General features: G+C 42.5%; 16 protein-coding genes. 8 read left to right on the plus strand and 8 right to left on the minus strand.

All coding sequences use genetic code 11. The annotated features are described in order from the left end of the window. Nucleotides 1-510: 510 nt before the first annotated feature. The 3 genes from namA to proC form a co-directional block, all read right to left on the minus strand. A complete protein-coding gene (gene namA, locus HRJ06_RS17325) occupies nucleotides 511-1,530 on the minus strand; it encodes an NADPH dehydrogenase NamA (RefSeq protein ID WP_174734221.1) in 1,020 nt (339 codons plus the stop codon). A gap of 79 nt (nucleotides 1,531-1,609) precedes the next feature. Continuing rightward, nucleotides 1,610-2,743: a glycosyltransferase family 2 protein gene (locus HRJ06_RS17330; RefSeq protein WP_338421115.1), complete on the minus strand. Its 1,134-nt coding sequence runs from the start codon at nucleotides 2,741-2,743 to the stop codon at nucleotides 1,610-1,612. Between the two features lie 72 nt (nucleotides 2,744-2,815). Further along, nucleotides 2,816-3,655 (minus strand): pyrroline-5-carboxylate reductase, encoded by an 840-nt coding sequence (gene proC / locus HRJ06_RS17335; protein WP_174734223.1) that lies wholly within the window; start codon nucleotides 3,653-3,655, stop codon nucleotides 2,816-2,818. Between the two features lie 521 nt (nucleotides 3,656-4,176). Between proC and HRJ06_RS17340 the strand changes: the two genes are divergently transcribed. From HRJ06_RS17340 to HRJ06_RS17350, 3 genes are read left to right on the plus strand one after another with little or no spacing between them, the layout of a single operon-like run. Next, the gene (locus HRJ06_RS17340; RefSeq protein WP_174734224.1) at nucleotides 4,177-5,142 is read left to right on the plus strand and encodes an MBL fold metallo-hydrolase; all 966 of its coding nucleotides are present in this window, start codon (nucleotides 4,177-4,179) and stop codon (nucleotides 5,140-5,142) included. Nucleotides 5,143-5,152: 10 nt separating this feature from the next. Further along, on the plus strand, nucleotides 5,153-5,950 hold the full coding sequence (locus HRJ06_RS17345; RefSeq protein ID WP_422392740.1) for an SDR family NAD(P)-dependent oxidoreductase: 798 nt from the start codon (nucleotides 5,153-5,155) through the stop codon (nucleotides 5,948-5,950). A 44-nt stretch (nucleotides 5,951-5,994) separates the two neighbouring features. After that, nucleotides 5,995-6,519 (plus strand): hypothetical protein, encoded by a 525-nt coding sequence (locus HRJ06_RS17350; RefSeq protein WP_174734226.1) that lies wholly within the window; start codon nucleotides 5,995-5,997, stop codon nucleotides 6,517-6,519. A 71-nt stretch (nucleotides 6,520-6,590) separates the two neighbouring features. Here the strand turns inward: HRJ06_RS17350 and HRJ06_RS17355 are convergent, their stop codons facing one another. Then, nucleotides 6,591-6,785 carry a YqzH family protein gene (locus HRJ06_RS17355; RefSeq protein ID WP_174734227.1) on the minus strand — a complete coding sequence of 65 codons (195 nt, stop codon included), beginning with the start codon at nucleotides 6,783-6,785 and terminating at the stop codon, nucleotides 6,591-6,593. 421 nt (nucleotides 6,786-7,206) lie between these two features. Between HRJ06_RS17355 and HRJ06_RS17360 the strand changes: the two genes are divergently transcribed. Both HRJ06_RS17360 and HRJ06_RS17365 read left to right on the plus strand, forming a co-directional pair. Then, the gene (locus tag HRJ06_RS17360) at nucleotides 7,207-8,466 is read left to right on the plus strand and encodes a Y-family DNA polymerase (protein ID WP_174734228.1); all 1,260 of its coding nucleotides are present in this window, start codon (nucleotides 7,207-7,209) and stop codon (nucleotides 8,464-8,466) included. An 18-nt stretch (nucleotides 8,467-8,484) separates the two neighbouring features. Beyond that, complete coding sequence (locus tag HRJ06_RS17365; protein ID WP_174734229.1) at nucleotides 8,485-8,820, plus strand: YolD-like family protein; 336 nt, start codon at nucleotides 8,485-8,487, stop codon at nucleotides 8,818-8,820. Between the two features lie 60 nt (nucleotides 8,821-8,880). Here the strand turns inward: HRJ06_RS17365 and HRJ06_RS17370 are convergent, their stop codons facing one another. Further along, nucleotides 8,881-9,087, minus strand: a complete 207-nt coding sequence (locus HRJ06_RS17370; RefSeq protein WP_174734244.1) for a CDGSH iron-sulfur domain-containing protein — start codon at nucleotides 9,085-9,087, stop codon at nucleotides 8,881-8,883. 149 nt (nucleotides 9,088-9,236) lie between these two features. Here HRJ06_RS17370 and HRJ06_RS17375 point away from each other — a divergent pair, with 149 nt between their 5' ends. Together HRJ06_RS17375 and yiaA are read left to right on the plus strand one after the other, a co-directional pair. After that, nucleotides 9,237-9,572, plus strand: coding sequence for an iron-sulfur cluster biosynthesis family protein (locus HRJ06_RS17375; protein WP_174734230.1), 336 nt, complete (start codon nucleotides 9,237-9,239; stop codon nucleotides 9,570-9,572). A 363-nt stretch (nucleotides 9,573-9,935) separates the two neighbouring features. Beyond that, on the plus strand, nucleotides 9,936-10,406 hold the full coding sequence (gene yiaA / locus HRJ06_RS17380) for an inner membrane protein YiaA (protein WP_174734245.1): 471 nt from the start codon (nucleotides 9,936-9,938) through the stop codon (nucleotides 10,404-10,406). 254 nt (nucleotides 10,407-10,660) lie between these two features. On the opposite strand, the gene HRJ06_RS17385 is transcribed toward yiaA, so the two are convergent. Together HRJ06_RS17385 and HRJ06_RS17390 are read right to left on the minus strand one after the other, a co-directional pair. After that, nucleotides 10,661-11,572: an alpha/beta hydrolase gene (locus HRJ06_RS17385; RefSeq protein WP_174734231.1), complete on the minus strand. Its 912-nt coding sequence runs from the start codon at nucleotides 11,570-11,572 to the stop codon at nucleotides 10,661-10,663. A gap of 147 nt (nucleotides 11,573-11,719) precedes the next feature. After that, entirely contained in the window at nucleotides 11,720-11,857 is a 138-nt protein-coding gene (locus HRJ06_RS17390) for a hypothetical protein (protein ID WP_174734232.1), read from the minus strand. A gap of 287 nt (nucleotides 11,858-12,144) precedes the next feature. Here HRJ06_RS17390 and HRJ06_RS17395 point away from each other — a divergent pair, with 287 nt between their 5' ends. Next, nucleotides 12,145-13,332: an acetyl-CoA C-acetyltransferase gene (locus HRJ06_RS17395; RefSeq protein ID WP_174734233.1), complete on the plus strand. Its 1,188-nt coding sequence runs from the start codon at nucleotides 12,145-12,147 to the stop codon at nucleotides 13,330-13,332. A gap of 188 nt (nucleotides 13,333-13,520) precedes the next feature. Here HRJ06_RS17395 and HRJ06_RS17400 read toward each other — a convergent pair whose 3' ends face one another. Beyond that, nucleotides 13,521-13,610 (minus strand): IS3 family transposase, encoded by a 90-nt coding sequence (locus HRJ06_RS17400; RefSeq protein WP_338421047.1) that lies wholly within the window; start codon nucleotides 13,608-13,610, stop codon nucleotides 13,521-13,523. Nucleotides 13,611-13,619: the final 9 nt, after the last annotated feature.

Below are 13,619 nucleotides of genomic sequence, written 5' to 3' on the forward strand. Positions count from 1 at the left end.
CTGAGCGAGGCGCTTCCGCTTTTCATTGTCTAGCTGCGCCTCCTAGAAACTCGGCAAACTTCAGCTCCTTCTATAGAAGCACAAAACGCTTCTTAGTCGGAGCCTCCAGTTTGCTCGTTTCTAGACAGTCGGCTCCGCTTTTATTGTCTAGTTGCAGCGCCTAGCCCCTCGAGTCATAAGCCATGCCCTTACTGAAGGCAAAAAACGCCTTCATTCAGGCCCTGTCTTATGCTGGTCGGGGCTAAACGAGGCGCTTCCGCTTTTATTGTCTAGCTGCGCCTCCTAGAAACTCGGCAAACTTCAGCTCCTTCTACAGAAGCACAAAACGCTTCTTAGTCGGAGCCTCTAGTTTGCTCGTTTCTAGACAGTCGGCTCCGCTTTTCATTGTCTAGCTGCAGCGCCTAGCCCCTCGAGTCATAAGCCATGCCCTTACTGAAGGCAAAAAACGCCTTCATTCAGGCCCTGTCTTATGCTGGTCGGGGCTGAACGAGGCGCTTCCGCTTTTCATTATTAAACCCAGCCGCGTTTGTATTGCTCTGGTGTTTCGATGTCTACGCCGAGCTCTTTTGCTGCTGTTCTTGGCCAATATGGATCACGAAGAAAGGCTCTTGCAATGAAAATCAAGTCTGCTCGGTCATTCTGTAATATTTCTTCTGCTTGAAGCCCTGATGTTATTAAGCCGACTGCACCTGTAGCGATATCAGCTTCATGCTTAATGGTCTCGGCAAATTTGACTTGATATCCCGGGAAAACAGGGATTCTAGCCTGAACAACGGCCCCAGAGCTTACATCGATTAGATCCACCCCAAGCTTTTTTAACCGCCTTGCTGTTTTAACATAGTCTGAAACCGCAAGGCCTTCTGGATGGTAATCGGATGCTGAAATTCTGACGAACAATGGGCCATCCCAGACTAACTTTACAGCTTCAATCACTTCATTCAAGATTCGGAAGCGGTTTTCCTCGGATCCGCCGTATTCATCTTCTCTTTTGTTAGTTAGGGGAGAAAGAAATTGATTGATTAAATAGCCATGTGCCGCATGTATTTCAATCACATCAAAACCGGCCTTTTTTGCCCGGGACGCTCCTTCTTTGAAGGCTTCTACTATACTGGAAATCTCAAGCAGTGTCATTTCTTTTGGAGTCTTGTATTTGTCACTAAAAGGAAGGGCAGATGGGGCAATGATTTCTTCTTTAACCATGGCTTTTCTGCCGGCATGAGCTAACTGAATCCCAGCTTTTGCTCCGTGCTCTTTAACCAGCTTGGTTACTGTAGACAGGCCTTCGATATGGTCGTTACTCCAAATCCCCAAATCTTGAGGAGAAATTCGGCCTTCAGGTGTTACGGCCGTTGCCTCGACGATAATCAGGCCGGCTTGGCCCACTGCTCGGCTGGCATAGTGAGTAAAATGCCAATTCTCTGCCTTTCCGTTTTCTTTTTCAGATGAATACATGCACATAGGTGCCATTACGATTCTGTTCTTAAAAGTCACATCTTTAATTTGATAGGATGAGAATAATTTAGAATCCACCTTATATTGTCCCCCTTATTTAGAAGCAAAATATATCTTTAGTATATCAGGGCTATTGTTGGAAGGGAAAAATCATGACTCAATCGTTTTTTCGCAGTTCGCTCAATTTATATTTTGTGCCGCGCCAAATAATCCCTCCCCTAATGACTGTCAAAAAGGTCGCTCTAATAATTGAAAAAATGAACAAAAGGGCTGTGAGTGGAAATGCAACAAAAAGCCATGGAGAGAATATGGTCATTTTTTTTGTTATCAAGGTACTTAATAGAGCAAGAATCACTATATTTGCGATACTGAGCATGCTGGTCAGTTTGTCGCTGGAAAGGACTGTGAAGAATGGGAGAACGTTCGCTGTGAACACTCCAAATATAGCGAATACCACCATACTAATCCGGTAGTGCAACCCGGCAAAAGTGTTTTTTTCCAGACCTCTTAATGCTTCGTTCAGGTTTGGATACCACTCTACTTCTATTAAAGATAGGGCTGTGACTATTCGCTGCCTCAGGCCAGATTGTTTTATCTTTAATCCAAGCTGAAGGTCGTCATCGGGACGCATTTTAAGGACAGCATGGGTGCCGACTGCTTTGTAGGCATCATGGGTTAGCAAATTGAATGCACCAATCCCGATACCATTTTTTGTGCCTGTACGGTTTGCAAGCCAAGGGCGCTTGTAAAACGAAAAACCGAATAGGAAAAAGCTTATAAATGCCTTAAGCCAAAACGACTTAGCGTACAAACTTGGAGCAGCTGTCATATGGTCGAGTTTGTGCCTTGTAAAGTAATGGACCGCTTTCCCAAATGCATCCGCTTTATAGACGACATCCGCGTCTGTAAAAAGAAGCAGATTCCCCGAAGCTTTTTTTGCCCCTTTATACAACGCATGATTTTTGCCGAGCCAGCCGGGGGGAAGCTTGTCTATTTGGATTGCTGAGACTCTTTTATCCATTAGAGCAAGCTGGTCCATTAATCTTCCCGTTTGGTCAGTCGAGCGGTCGTTGACGAGTACCCATTCAATGTTCCCGTAGGTTTGCCCCAATTGACTTTTAATGCTTTGGTTAATTGTATTTTCTTCATTACGAGCGGCAACAACCACACTTAAAAGGGGTCCTTCACTTAGCCCAGGTTCTTGTTCAAGACGATGAAGCTGTCTGAATCCAACCGCTGCATCGATCGTTACGGCGAACCAAAAAATCAGGGTTAATGACAGCAAGAGCACTAGCAACAATTTTATCCACCCTTTACTTTTTGCACATATTTCTAAGAAACTTTAAAGTAGACCGACCGATCATTAACGGCGCGTTTCGAGTTTTTCCTTGGACAGATTGTCCCCAAGCTTTTTAGAATGGGCGGCTGCCTCTTTTATACAGGAAATAAAGGCTTGCTGCACTTTATGCTGTTCTAATATCCCTATCCCGGCTTCGGTTGTTCCGCCGGGGCTGGTAACCTCTAAACGAAGCTGTTTTGGGGTTTTAGAGGATTTTGCAACCATTTCCGCTGCACCAATCAGTGTCTGAACAATCAATTCTTGTGCCATTTGTTGATCCAGACCAATTTCAACTGCGCTTTTCTCCATTGCTTCTACTAGATAATAGATATAAGCTGGGCCGCTGCCAGATAAGCCTGTAACCGCATCGAGCTGGGTCTCCTCAACAAAAGCTGTTAACCCTACGGTATTAAACAGCTCCTCTACTAACTGACGCTGACTTTCTGATACTCGGCTGTTAATGGAAACAGCGGTGGCCGACTTTCCGATGGCGGCCGATGTATTTGGCATTGCCCGTACTACTGCTAGAGGCTTCCCTGCCGCATTCTCAATCGTAGCAATTGGAACACCAGCTAACACTGAGATAATAAGGGTTCGGCCGGATAAGAAATGCTTAATTTCATTCACAGCAATAGCTGCATCCTTTGGTTTCATGGCAAGAATCACGGAGTCAGCCTCGTCAAATAATTCCTTGAAATCATAACTAGTGTTTACTCCATACTTTTGTTTTAGATGCTGAAGCCTGCTTTTGTCCTGTCGGTTCGTTACCCAGAGACTATCACCGCTTAACAAATTGTTTTCAATAATTCCAGATATTAGTGCCTCCGCCATCGAGCCAGCCCCGATGAAAACCAGTTTTTTCATTTTAAAACCCCCTGAATAATGATTATCTTCCGCTGTTGCTGTAAATTCCGAGAAAATAAAAAAGCCTCTCGTCCTCTAAAGGACGAAAGACATTGCTTCCGTGGTACCACCTTCATTCACCTTTTGCTCAAAATAAAAACAAAAAGGCGCAGCTCTAGTCCGTTAACGCCGGTATACGTCCAGGTTGTGCCTGGCAGCTCGTAAGGCAGGTTCAACGGGAAGCGGATGGTGAAGCCTTTCAGCCAGGAGCTTCACTCTCTTGCATCATTCTCCATTTACTAGTCTTAGTTTCTGCTTTTAATGTAAACAAATTTTTTAATTGTGATTATGCAAGATGAACAGACTATTTGTCAAGTGTATCCCTAATAAATAAGTTTAAAAAATTCAATCTTTTCTGATAATATTATGTGAAAATAATGACATTTTACTAAAATAACGGTAAACTTAATTTTATATTTATGAATTATTAGCTTAAAGCAATTTAATTTTTATTTAAATATAATGTTTAAGGGGTAGAAAAAATGACTGAATGGATGAATGGAATTGCGAAACTTATATTGCCGACACCTTTTCCGGTGGGTGATGTTAATGCCTACCTTATAAAAGGAGATAGACTAACTCTTGTAGATGTGGGACCAAAATGGGAGACAAGCTGGGAAGCATTAAAAAGCCAGTTAGCGGACCTGAACTTAACTCCAGATGATATAGAACAAATCGTACTTACCCATCATCATCCCGACCATGCTGGTGGCTTAGACTATCTCCCATCCTCAATGGAGGTGTACGGGCACCATCTTAATGAACGGTGGCTGCAGCGAGCGGATAGCTTTCTTCATCAACATGAGGATTTCCATGCTCGTTTATTTGTTGAATTCGGAATACCTGAAGCTTATTATAAAAAGTCAATTGATGTGATGAAGCTGACTATGCACTTTTCTTGCCAGCGTGCGCTAACAGGCGAGTTGTCTGAAAATACAGCTCCACCTGGACTTGATAATTGGAGTGTCATTGAAACACCAGGCCATGCCGAAAGCCATATTGTGCTGCTAAGGCATAGCGATGGAGCAATGATTGGCGGCGATTTGCTACTCGCTTCCATTTCTCCTAATCCAATTTTAGAGCCACCTTTGCCAGGGGAAACCGAACGGCCGCAACCACAGCTTCATCTTAATTCTTCTCTAAAAAAACTACTGGACTATCCAATTAGCTTTGTTTACACAGGACATGGCGAAGAAGTAACTGAGGTACATGAGCTTGTTCATAAGCGGCTGGATCAGCAGCATATGCGGGCAATGCAGGTTAAAAAGTGGCTTCAAACCCAAGAGCTTACTGTCTTTGAAATATGTCAGCTGCTGTTTCCGAATGTTTATAAAAAAGAACTGATGCTGACGATATCGGAAACCGCCGCCCAGGTTGATTATTTACTTGATCTTGGGGAGATTGTAGTTAAGAGGGATGGCCTGGTCCATCGCTATACATCTAAATGAGGTGAGAGCTTTGTCTTTTGAACGTTTACAAGGGAAAAACATAATTATTACAGGGGCGTCAGGTGGAATTGGAGCAGAAATAGCCCGTGAATGTGCACAAAAAGGGGCCAATTTAGTTTTGCTTGCCCGCAGCATCGATAAGCTTGAGGATTTAAGAACAGAGCTTTTATCAAAAACCTCCATTACAGTGGATGTATATAAGCTCGATGTTTCAGATACTAATGCTGTTAAGGCTGTTTTCACTGATATCCTAGCGAAGCTTGGACATATTGATATATTAGTTAACAACGCAGGTTTTGGTGTCTTTCGGGAAGCGCATGAAACAACGATTGACGAGATCAAATCAATGTTTAATGTTAATGTGATCGGGCTAATGGCCTGCACGAGCATGGTTGTACCCGGCATGAGAGAACGGAGGACTGGCCATATAATCAACATCGCTTCCCAGGCAGGTAAAATTGCCACTCCTAAATCAAGCGTCTATTCAGCCACAAAGCATGCTGTTCTTGGTTATAGCAACAGTCTTAGAATGGAACTGAATGATTGGAATATCCATGTTACTTCTGTCAATCCCGGTCCAATTGCAACAAACTTTTTTAATATTGCCGATGAACAGGGAACTTACGTTAAAAATATTCAGCGGTTTATGCTTCAGCCAGAATACGTGGCCAGCAGGGTGGTAGACCGGATGCTGACGCGCACAAGAGAGATTAATCTCCCTCGCTGGATGAATGCAGGCAGTGTTGCTTACAACCTGTTTCCACGGCTGTTTGAAAGGCTCGGTAAAGGGGCTTTTAACAAAAAATAATGTAACATGCTTTCTCTAAATCCCGTCAGTATTAGTAAGAGGTGATGGGGAATGAAAAAAAACTGCTTGGAATCTTGATTGTTTTTTTACTGAGTGTTTTAACTGGCTGCGCTACAAAAAAACCGGCTGACGATTCTGAAAAGATGAGTAGGATCGAAACCGGCTTTATTAGTGGAATTTCAGGAAATCAAATTCTGGTCAATGATATCTTTTTTGACATAAGCGAAGCAGAGGTCGTGACAGACCAAGGGGAACCGTATCAAAAAGACCGTTTGGAGATCGGGTCTTACGTAGAGACCCGGGCTGTAGGACCGATTCTTGAATCGTACCCGGCACAGGCCAAGTCAGAAAAATTACTCGTATTTATCGATGAGGATAGCCTCCTTTTAAAGGAAGGTGTAGCAGCGGTTGTTCGCTTTTCGGAGTCGGAGGGCGGGAAGCCTGTGGTCCTTCATAATGTTGAGTTCGTTGAAGATAAAGCCAGGCTCAGGATTAACCTGACAGCAGGCCTTGAATCTGGATCAGCCGATTTCGTTTATGATTACGAAACGAAAAGTGTACTAAACTAGATCAATATCGAACAGGCTGTTCCTGCTTTAAAGCGGAAACAGCCTGTTCGTTTTTCCACCAGCTAATTTCTTCAGTTTGCCAAGTATTCATATACTATGTCATTTATAATTTCATATAAATCAGCTTTTGGATCGCTTGCTTGTTTATCCATAATTTCACGGATAAACTCTTCATACTCAGCCTCATTCAACGGAACTGAATCCGCATCATGCTGGTATTGCCGGAAACAGCTCAAAATCATTTTGCGGAGTAGCTTTTCATCCATTAAAATCCACCTCATCAATGATTATACCTCTTTTTTCGTAAAGTTAGAGAAATGGTTTTTAGCCTGTTTGCTAAGTATCTTGATCCTCTTTCCTTTCCAAAATAGCCGAATTCATGAATTTTATCGTAAAATTTCCATTGAAACCGAACGCATATTCGCTTAGAATTATGGGTACAATGATACGGAACGTTTGTTCTTGTTTATTTAAGCAGCAAAGAACGCCTTCTGCCAGCGTTCGTCTTATGCTTGTCGCCCCTGGACAGTCGGCTACGCTTTTCAATTTGTCTAGCTGCGCCTCCTAGGGGCTTGGGGTCATAAGCCAATCGCTTCGGAAGGCAAAGAACGCCTTCTGTCAGCGTTCGTCTTATGCCTGTCGCCCCTGGACAGTCGGCTACGCTTTTCTAAGTAAGGAGGATTATGAATGATTGACTACAGCAAGATGCCGCAACAAAAGATTTTATGTGTGGATATGAAAAGCTTCTACGCAAGCTGCTCGGCTGTCATGCATGGGCTTGATCCTTTAAATTGTCTGCTTGCGGTTGTGGGGAATTTGGAGAGGACCGGCAGCGTAGTACTTGCAGCCTCCCCGCGCTTGAAAAAAGAATTTGGGATTAAAACTGGTTCGAGAATGTTTGAAATCCCTACGGACGACAGAATTAAAATCGTGGAACCCAAAATGAGCACTTATTTGCGAATCTCAACTGAAATTACCCGCGTATTCAATCGGTATGTTCCGAAAGAAGCCATCCATGCATACAGCGTTGATGAAAGCTTTCTAAAAGTTGATGGTGCTCTAGGGCTGTGGGGAGATGCCCATACAATTGCCGAGAAGATTAAGGACGATATTGAACGGGAATTCCAGCTGCCGTGTGCAATCGGGATCGGCCCAAACATGCTGATGGCAAAGCTGTGCCTGGACCTCGACGCAAAGAAAAAAGGAATCGATGAGTGGACATATGATGATGTCCCAACCAGGCTGTGGAACGTTTCACCGCTCAGAGATATGTGGGGAATTGGACGAAAGGTGGAAAAGACACTTAATGGTATGGGCATTTTTACAGTTGGCCAGCTCGCCCGTTATGATCTTGAAAAGCTGGAAAAAAAGTTTGGCATTATGGGAAACCAGCTTTACCATCACGCTTGGGGCATTGATCTTTCTGATATTGGAGCTCCAATCATGGAAGGGCAAGTCAGCTTTGGAAAGAGCCAGATTTTGCTCCGTGATTATACAGATGAAACCGAAATTAAACATGTAATTCTTGAAATGTGTGAAGAAGTAGCGCGCCGCACAAGAAGCCATGGGAAAGCTGGGCGAACAATCAGCTTCGGAGTGGGGTACAGCCAGGACGAGTTTGGAGGAGGTTTTCACCGCTCCAGAACCATCCAAGAGCCAACGAATATCACGATGAAACTCTACGCCGTGTGCCTGGAATTGTTTAAAGAAAATTATACCGGCAAAACGGTTCGCAGCATTTCGATTAGTGTCGGAAACCTCGTAGACGATAGGGAGTTTCAGATGAATCTGTTTGATCCGGGCGGTTGGAAAAAGCGGGAACTCGGCTATGTAATGGATCAGCTTCGGCACCGCTTCGGCTCAGGAGCATTGCTGAGAGCCGTATCTTATACAGCAGCTGGAACGGCCAAGTACCGGGCGAAACTGGTAGGAGGGCATAAAGGCTAAACGATAGGAGGAAACAGGATGATTCGTGATCGCGGAAGAATAAAATGGACGTCGATGATGCTTCCTGAACATGTTAAGATGCTGCGGGATTGGGCTGATGAAGATAGCTATGAGCAAGAGAAGGTGGTTGATGAACAATACCTGGAGCAGATGAATGAGATTATTTTGGAAGCGATGGAATGTAATAAACCAGTTATGATTACCTATTATTGCAGCCGGTCCTATAAACTGGTGCTGGGGAAGATTCATTATTGGGATGAACCGGGACAGAAACTGCATGTGGTTGACCGATTTGAAGACGTTCACCGGATCAGGATGCTGGATATTGCGGATGTCAGGCATGCGGATGAATGAGGGATCAATAAACGAAAAAGCAATGGAAAGCTAAATCCATTGCCTGCATGTGGAAAATCATTACTCGGTTGGCTTTGCCCGAACAGCTGATTGAAATTTCCCTTTATGGGATGCATCGCAAAATGGCATGTTTGAAGATAATCCGCAGCGGCACAGCGAAAAGGTTGGCTTCGTTTCAAACCGATTCCCTTCACCATCCACTAGTTCTACATCTCCGGTTACGCGCAGTGACCCATTATCATTAACCTTAATAACGACCTTTGACATCTTCATTCGTCCTCCTTTGGGTAATTGTCAGAATTATCTTGATAGTAAAGTGAATGTCTGGAAAATGCAAATGATGTAACTCGGCGCGATAAAACAACATATAAATTTTATGTTAAAATAGGCTAGGAACAACGGAAAGGGGTAAGACAGTGCAAATAACTATTACAGAATCAGCAGTGAACAAGCTTGAGAAAAAGACAGCAGGAAAGACAGGATATCTAAAATTGAAATACGATACAGAAGGATGCGGATGTGTAGTTAGTGGAGTGTCTGCTCTTTGGCTTGTTAACGAGCTTGAGAACGGTGATTTCGAAATTGAAACAAACTTTGGCCCGATTTATATAGAGAAATCAAAAGAAGTTTTCTTTGAAGATCAAATGACAATCGATTATACGGATTCGGCTAACTGTTTTCAGCTTAAAAGTCCCAATCAATATATAAACCCCCGGATGTCTTTTAGTGATAAGACAATGGTAAAGGCGTAGAGAAGCCAGAAGCCCATGTGCAAATTTTAAAAAGTTCTAACTTAGACTGCAAACTGAATAAATGGCACTAGAGATGACGTATAAATTGATACGTCATCTTTTATTTATCCAGGAGTTTTCAGATATTGGTGAATTTTTGTATTTGGATACTTTTACTGTATATACTTATTGTCTGTCATAAGCTCGTTTCGTATGGTTAGGAGTTTGGCAAGCCACGTAGTCCTGAAATATTAAATTGGAAATAAAGAACAAAATTATCTATTATTTGTAAGGGATTTCTATATAATAGATTTAAGTAGGAGCACTACAGTGTATCTGCTGTGCTCCATTTTGGATTTTAAAAAGATGGAGGCGGAATATTTAATGTCTAATGAGCATGAGGTTTTATTAGATAAAGGAAAACAAAATGATACGAAAATGAAAGCAGAAAGAAAAGAGGGAGAACCGACTCCAGCTTTCAATGGGGCTTCTTGGGCAGCACTGCTAGTAGGGGTTACGGCTTATCTCATAGGTCTGTATAACGCAACGATGCAGCTGAATGAAAAAGGCTATTACTTTGCAGTTTTAGTATTCGGACTCTATTCAGCAGTATCTTTACAAAAAGCAGTAAGAGATAAAGATGAGGGAATCCCAGTGACTAATATTTATTACGGTATTAGTTGGTTTGCGCTTATTGTATCTATTTCACTAATGGCAATTGGTTTATTTAATGCGGGAAGTATTATTTTAAGTGAAAAGGGCTTTTATGCTATGGCCTTTGTTCTTAGTTTGTTTGCTGCCATAACGGTTCAAAAAAATATTAGAGATACACAGAGGGCCAGAGAAAAAGATTGAATTATTTTAAGTTAATATGAAGGGAGCATTATTTTCAGTCGTCCTTTTATCGTTAGGAATTTATATTAGCCTATAAATATAAGATGCATCCCTGCTGCATCAAATAGGATCTGGCGGCAGCCAAACAACAAAACTCGCTATCACTGTGGCGAGTTTTGTTATTTTATAAGCTAAATCTTTGTCATGTGGGCAGGGATTTTAAAAAGCGCCTGCAAAATGGAACCCTTCAACCAATGCTCCATGGGTTTCCTAATTTACTTTTTGAAAACACAGTCCTCAAGGAACTCATCAACTGCCTTTTCATAATCTTCTTTGTTTTCATTAAGTGACTGAGCATGAAGTCCAGACTCAGCCATAAATAACATTTTCGGACCACTTTTCCGTTCATATAAGGCTTCTGTCATCCACGGTAAAATAAAGTCATCCTTCCGGCTATGAATAAACAATACTGGACTTTTTATGTTTTCAATAACCGAGATTGGCGCAATGTCCCGGAGCGAATATTTGTCCCGCATTTTAAGAAATAAATCAGCAATCGGAACAAATATATGGGGAGGCAGCTTAACCTCCTCTTTGATCCGGTAGGCCAGCTGTTCTTTAAAGTCTGAATACGGGCAATCAGCGACATAGAAGTTTGCCCCGTCCTCAAGCATTCCAGCGTACATCAGCATAGTTGCTGCACCCATCGATTCGCCGTGGATGCCAAGAAAAAGCTCCGGACCTTTTTCCTGTCTGAGCCAATCGATCACGGCTTTCAGATCAAACTTTTCATAATATCCGTAGCTGGTGGTCTTTCCACCAGAATCGCCGTGACGACGATGGTCGTAAATTATAGCATTAAAGCCGCGCTCTAAAAACAAGTTCATATATTTCACCGAATTTGTTTTCGTTTGCGTAACACCATGGCAGATAATTACGTACTGGTTGGTCTGGTACGGTTCAACAAGAAGAGTGTTCAAAGAATACCCAAAAGGAGATGGAATCGAGATTTCTCTCTTTGGCAATGCTTGAAACTCCAGAGGCACAAAGCGACCAGCCTCTTGCTCCCGTTTGACAACCTCTACGTCATTCAACTTTTTGATAAACATCAGTCTGTTAGTCAGATAAATTCCAATGGAAGCTAGAAAAACGATAAAAGAAAAAAGATAGCGGAATGCTCTCTTCAAACCTATCCCTCCAATATATTTTCTTTATTTTACCATGATAGATTGTTTGTAAAACATATCGTGCTCCATACGAGCAGTAAGGTTCTTTAAGACACAAAAGGAAAAAGCCGCTGTGAAAGCGGCTGATGAAAGTTACTGGGTGTTTGACTAGCTTGGTCCAGTGCTGGGTGTTCGGTTAGTCGGATGGATCGCCTTTTCCAGTTCTTCAGCGGCCATTTCCGGTTTAACTGTATTACTATTAGTTTTTCCTTTTTGACTGTAACCCTTATCACGCTTCTGACTCATTTTCATGGCTCCCTTCTTAACTTCCTCTTCTAATAAGATGGATCCTATAACAAATCTTATTCATTTATTTTGCTGTTAGATAAGGTATATGCACACTAAACAGGCGGGAAAGTGATCAATTCTGATAATCGTTTTTGACCTCGTGAAACGATCTCTGATCAAATCACTTTATTAGTGATTGAACATTTTTTAGAATGTAAAAGGAATTAATATTTCGAAAAAATAAAAGGAGATGTTTAATTAATAGTAGAATTATAAGAAATGAACAAGCAGAAAGGGTGATCAATTTGGCACAAAATGAAGCAGTTATTGTAAGCGCTGTTAGAACTGGTATTGGCAGTTTTAACGGTAGCTTAAAAAATATCTCAGCACCAGACCTCGGAGCAGCGGTTATAAAAGGCGCATTGGAGAAGTCAGGGCTAAAAGCAGAGCAGGTCGATGAAGTAATTCTTGGAAACGTTCTTCAGGCAGGTCTGGGCCAGAATCCTGCAAGGCAGGCAGCATTAAAAGCAGGCTTACCTGAGACTGTGTCGGCTATGACAATAAATAAAGTGTGCGGATCTGGTTTAAAAGCTGTTCAACTTGCTGTTCAGGCGATTTTATCAGGAGATGCAGAGGTTGTGCTGGCAGGTGGAATGGAAAATATGAGCCAGGCTCCGTACTTATTAAACAATGCTCGAGATGGTTTTAAAATGGGAGACCAAAAGCTAGTAGACAGCATGATATCAGATGGCCTTTGGTGTGCTTTTAATGACTACCACATGGGAGTAACAGCGGAAAACCTGTGCGAGCAATATAGTATCAGCCGGGAGGAGCAAGATAAGTTTGCTGCCTGGAGCCAAGAAAAGGCGGCAAGAGCGATTGAAGAGGGAAGATTTAAAGATGAAATTATCCCGGTTGCCATCCCCCAGCGTAAGGGAGAGCCGGTTGTTTTTGCAACAGATGAATATCCGAAAAAGGGAACGACAGCAGAGAAACTTTCAGGCTTAAGAGCCGCCTTTAAGAAAGATGGGAGTGTTACGGCAGGAAATGCGTCCGGAATAAATGATGGTGCAGCTATTTTGGCTGTAATGAGCAGGCAAAAAGCGGATGAGCTCGGACTTAAGCCATTAGTTGTAATTAGGGGAAGTGCCACAGCAGGTGTAAATCCAAGCATTATGGGGATTGGACCAGTCACAGCTGTGAAAAAAGCACTTGAGAGAGCATCCGTCTCCTTAGAGGAGATGGGACTTATTGAAGCTAATGAGGCTTTTGCCGCACAATCTTTAGCTGTCGACAAAGAACTTAATTTTACCAAAGAAATTTTAAATGTTAATGGTGGAGCAATTGCGCTCGGACATCCAATTGGGGCAAGCGGTGCTAGAATTCTGGTTACGCTGATTCATGAGATGCAAAAACGCGAAACACGTTATGGCCTTGCAACATTATGTATTGGCGGCGGCCAGGGAGTTGCAACAGTAGTAGAACTCGCCTAAACGAGCTGTAAAACTCGTGATATGAGCAAAAGGGTAGATTAGTAAGGTACGCAGAGCCAGCTGCTTTCTGCTGAAGAAACAAAATTTTTAGTACAAAGAATATTAAATATTGCCTATTAAACGATATGAAAAAGGGTGTCTCCAGTATGAACTAGGCCCCATATTTCGGACACTTTAATAAAAAGTGCCTATGCTGCTAATAAATGATCCCGGTATTGTACCGGGGTCATTTTCTTTAATCCCCATTGATACCGTTGACAGTTATAATCTTCAATCACACGGTCTAC

This window comes from Mesobacillus harenae (genome assembly GCF_013343715.1).
Lineage (GTDB): Bacteria > Bacillota > Bacilli > Bacillales > Cytobacillaceae > Mesobacillus_A > Mesobacillus_A harenae.

Excerpts from the sequence above, each read along its gene's own strand:
- HRJ06_RS17390 (WP_174734232.1), bottom strand. The coding sequence starts at position 11,857 with ATGAGTCAGAAGCGTGATAAGGGTTACAGTCAAAAAGGAAAAACTAAT.
- HRJ06_RS17350 (WP_174734226.1), top strand. The coding sequence starts at position 5,995 with ATGGGGAATGAAAAAAAACTGCTTGGAATCTTGATTGTTTTTTTACTG.
- yiaA (WP_174734245.1), top strand. The coding sequence starts at position 9,936 with ATGTCTAATGAGCATGAGGTTTTATTAGATAAAGGAAAACAAAATGAT.
- HRJ06_RS17370 (WP_174734244.1), bottom strand. The coding sequence starts at position 9,087 with ATGTCAAAGGTCGTTATTAAGGTTAATGATAATGGGTCACTGCGCGTA.
- HRJ06_RS17360 (WP_174734228.1), top strand. The coding sequence starts at position 7,207 with ATGATTGACTACAGCAAGATGCCGCAACAAAAGATTTTATGTGTGGAT.
- proC (WP_174734223.1), bottom strand. The coding sequence starts at position 3,655 with ATGAAAAAACTGGTTTTCATCGGGGCTGGCTCGATGGCGGAGGCACTA.
- HRJ06_RS17340 (WP_174734224.1), top strand. The coding sequence starts at position 4,177 with ATGACTGAATGGATGAATGGAATTGCGAAACTTATATTGCCGACACCT.
- HRJ06_RS17365 (WP_174734229.1), top strand. The coding sequence starts at position 8,485 with ATGATTCGTGATCGCGGAAGAATAAAATGGACGTCGATGATGCTTCCT.
- HRJ06_RS17355 (WP_174734227.1), bottom strand. The coding sequence starts at position 6,785 with ATGGATGAAAAGCTACTCCGCAAAATGATTTTGAGCTGTTTCCGGCAA.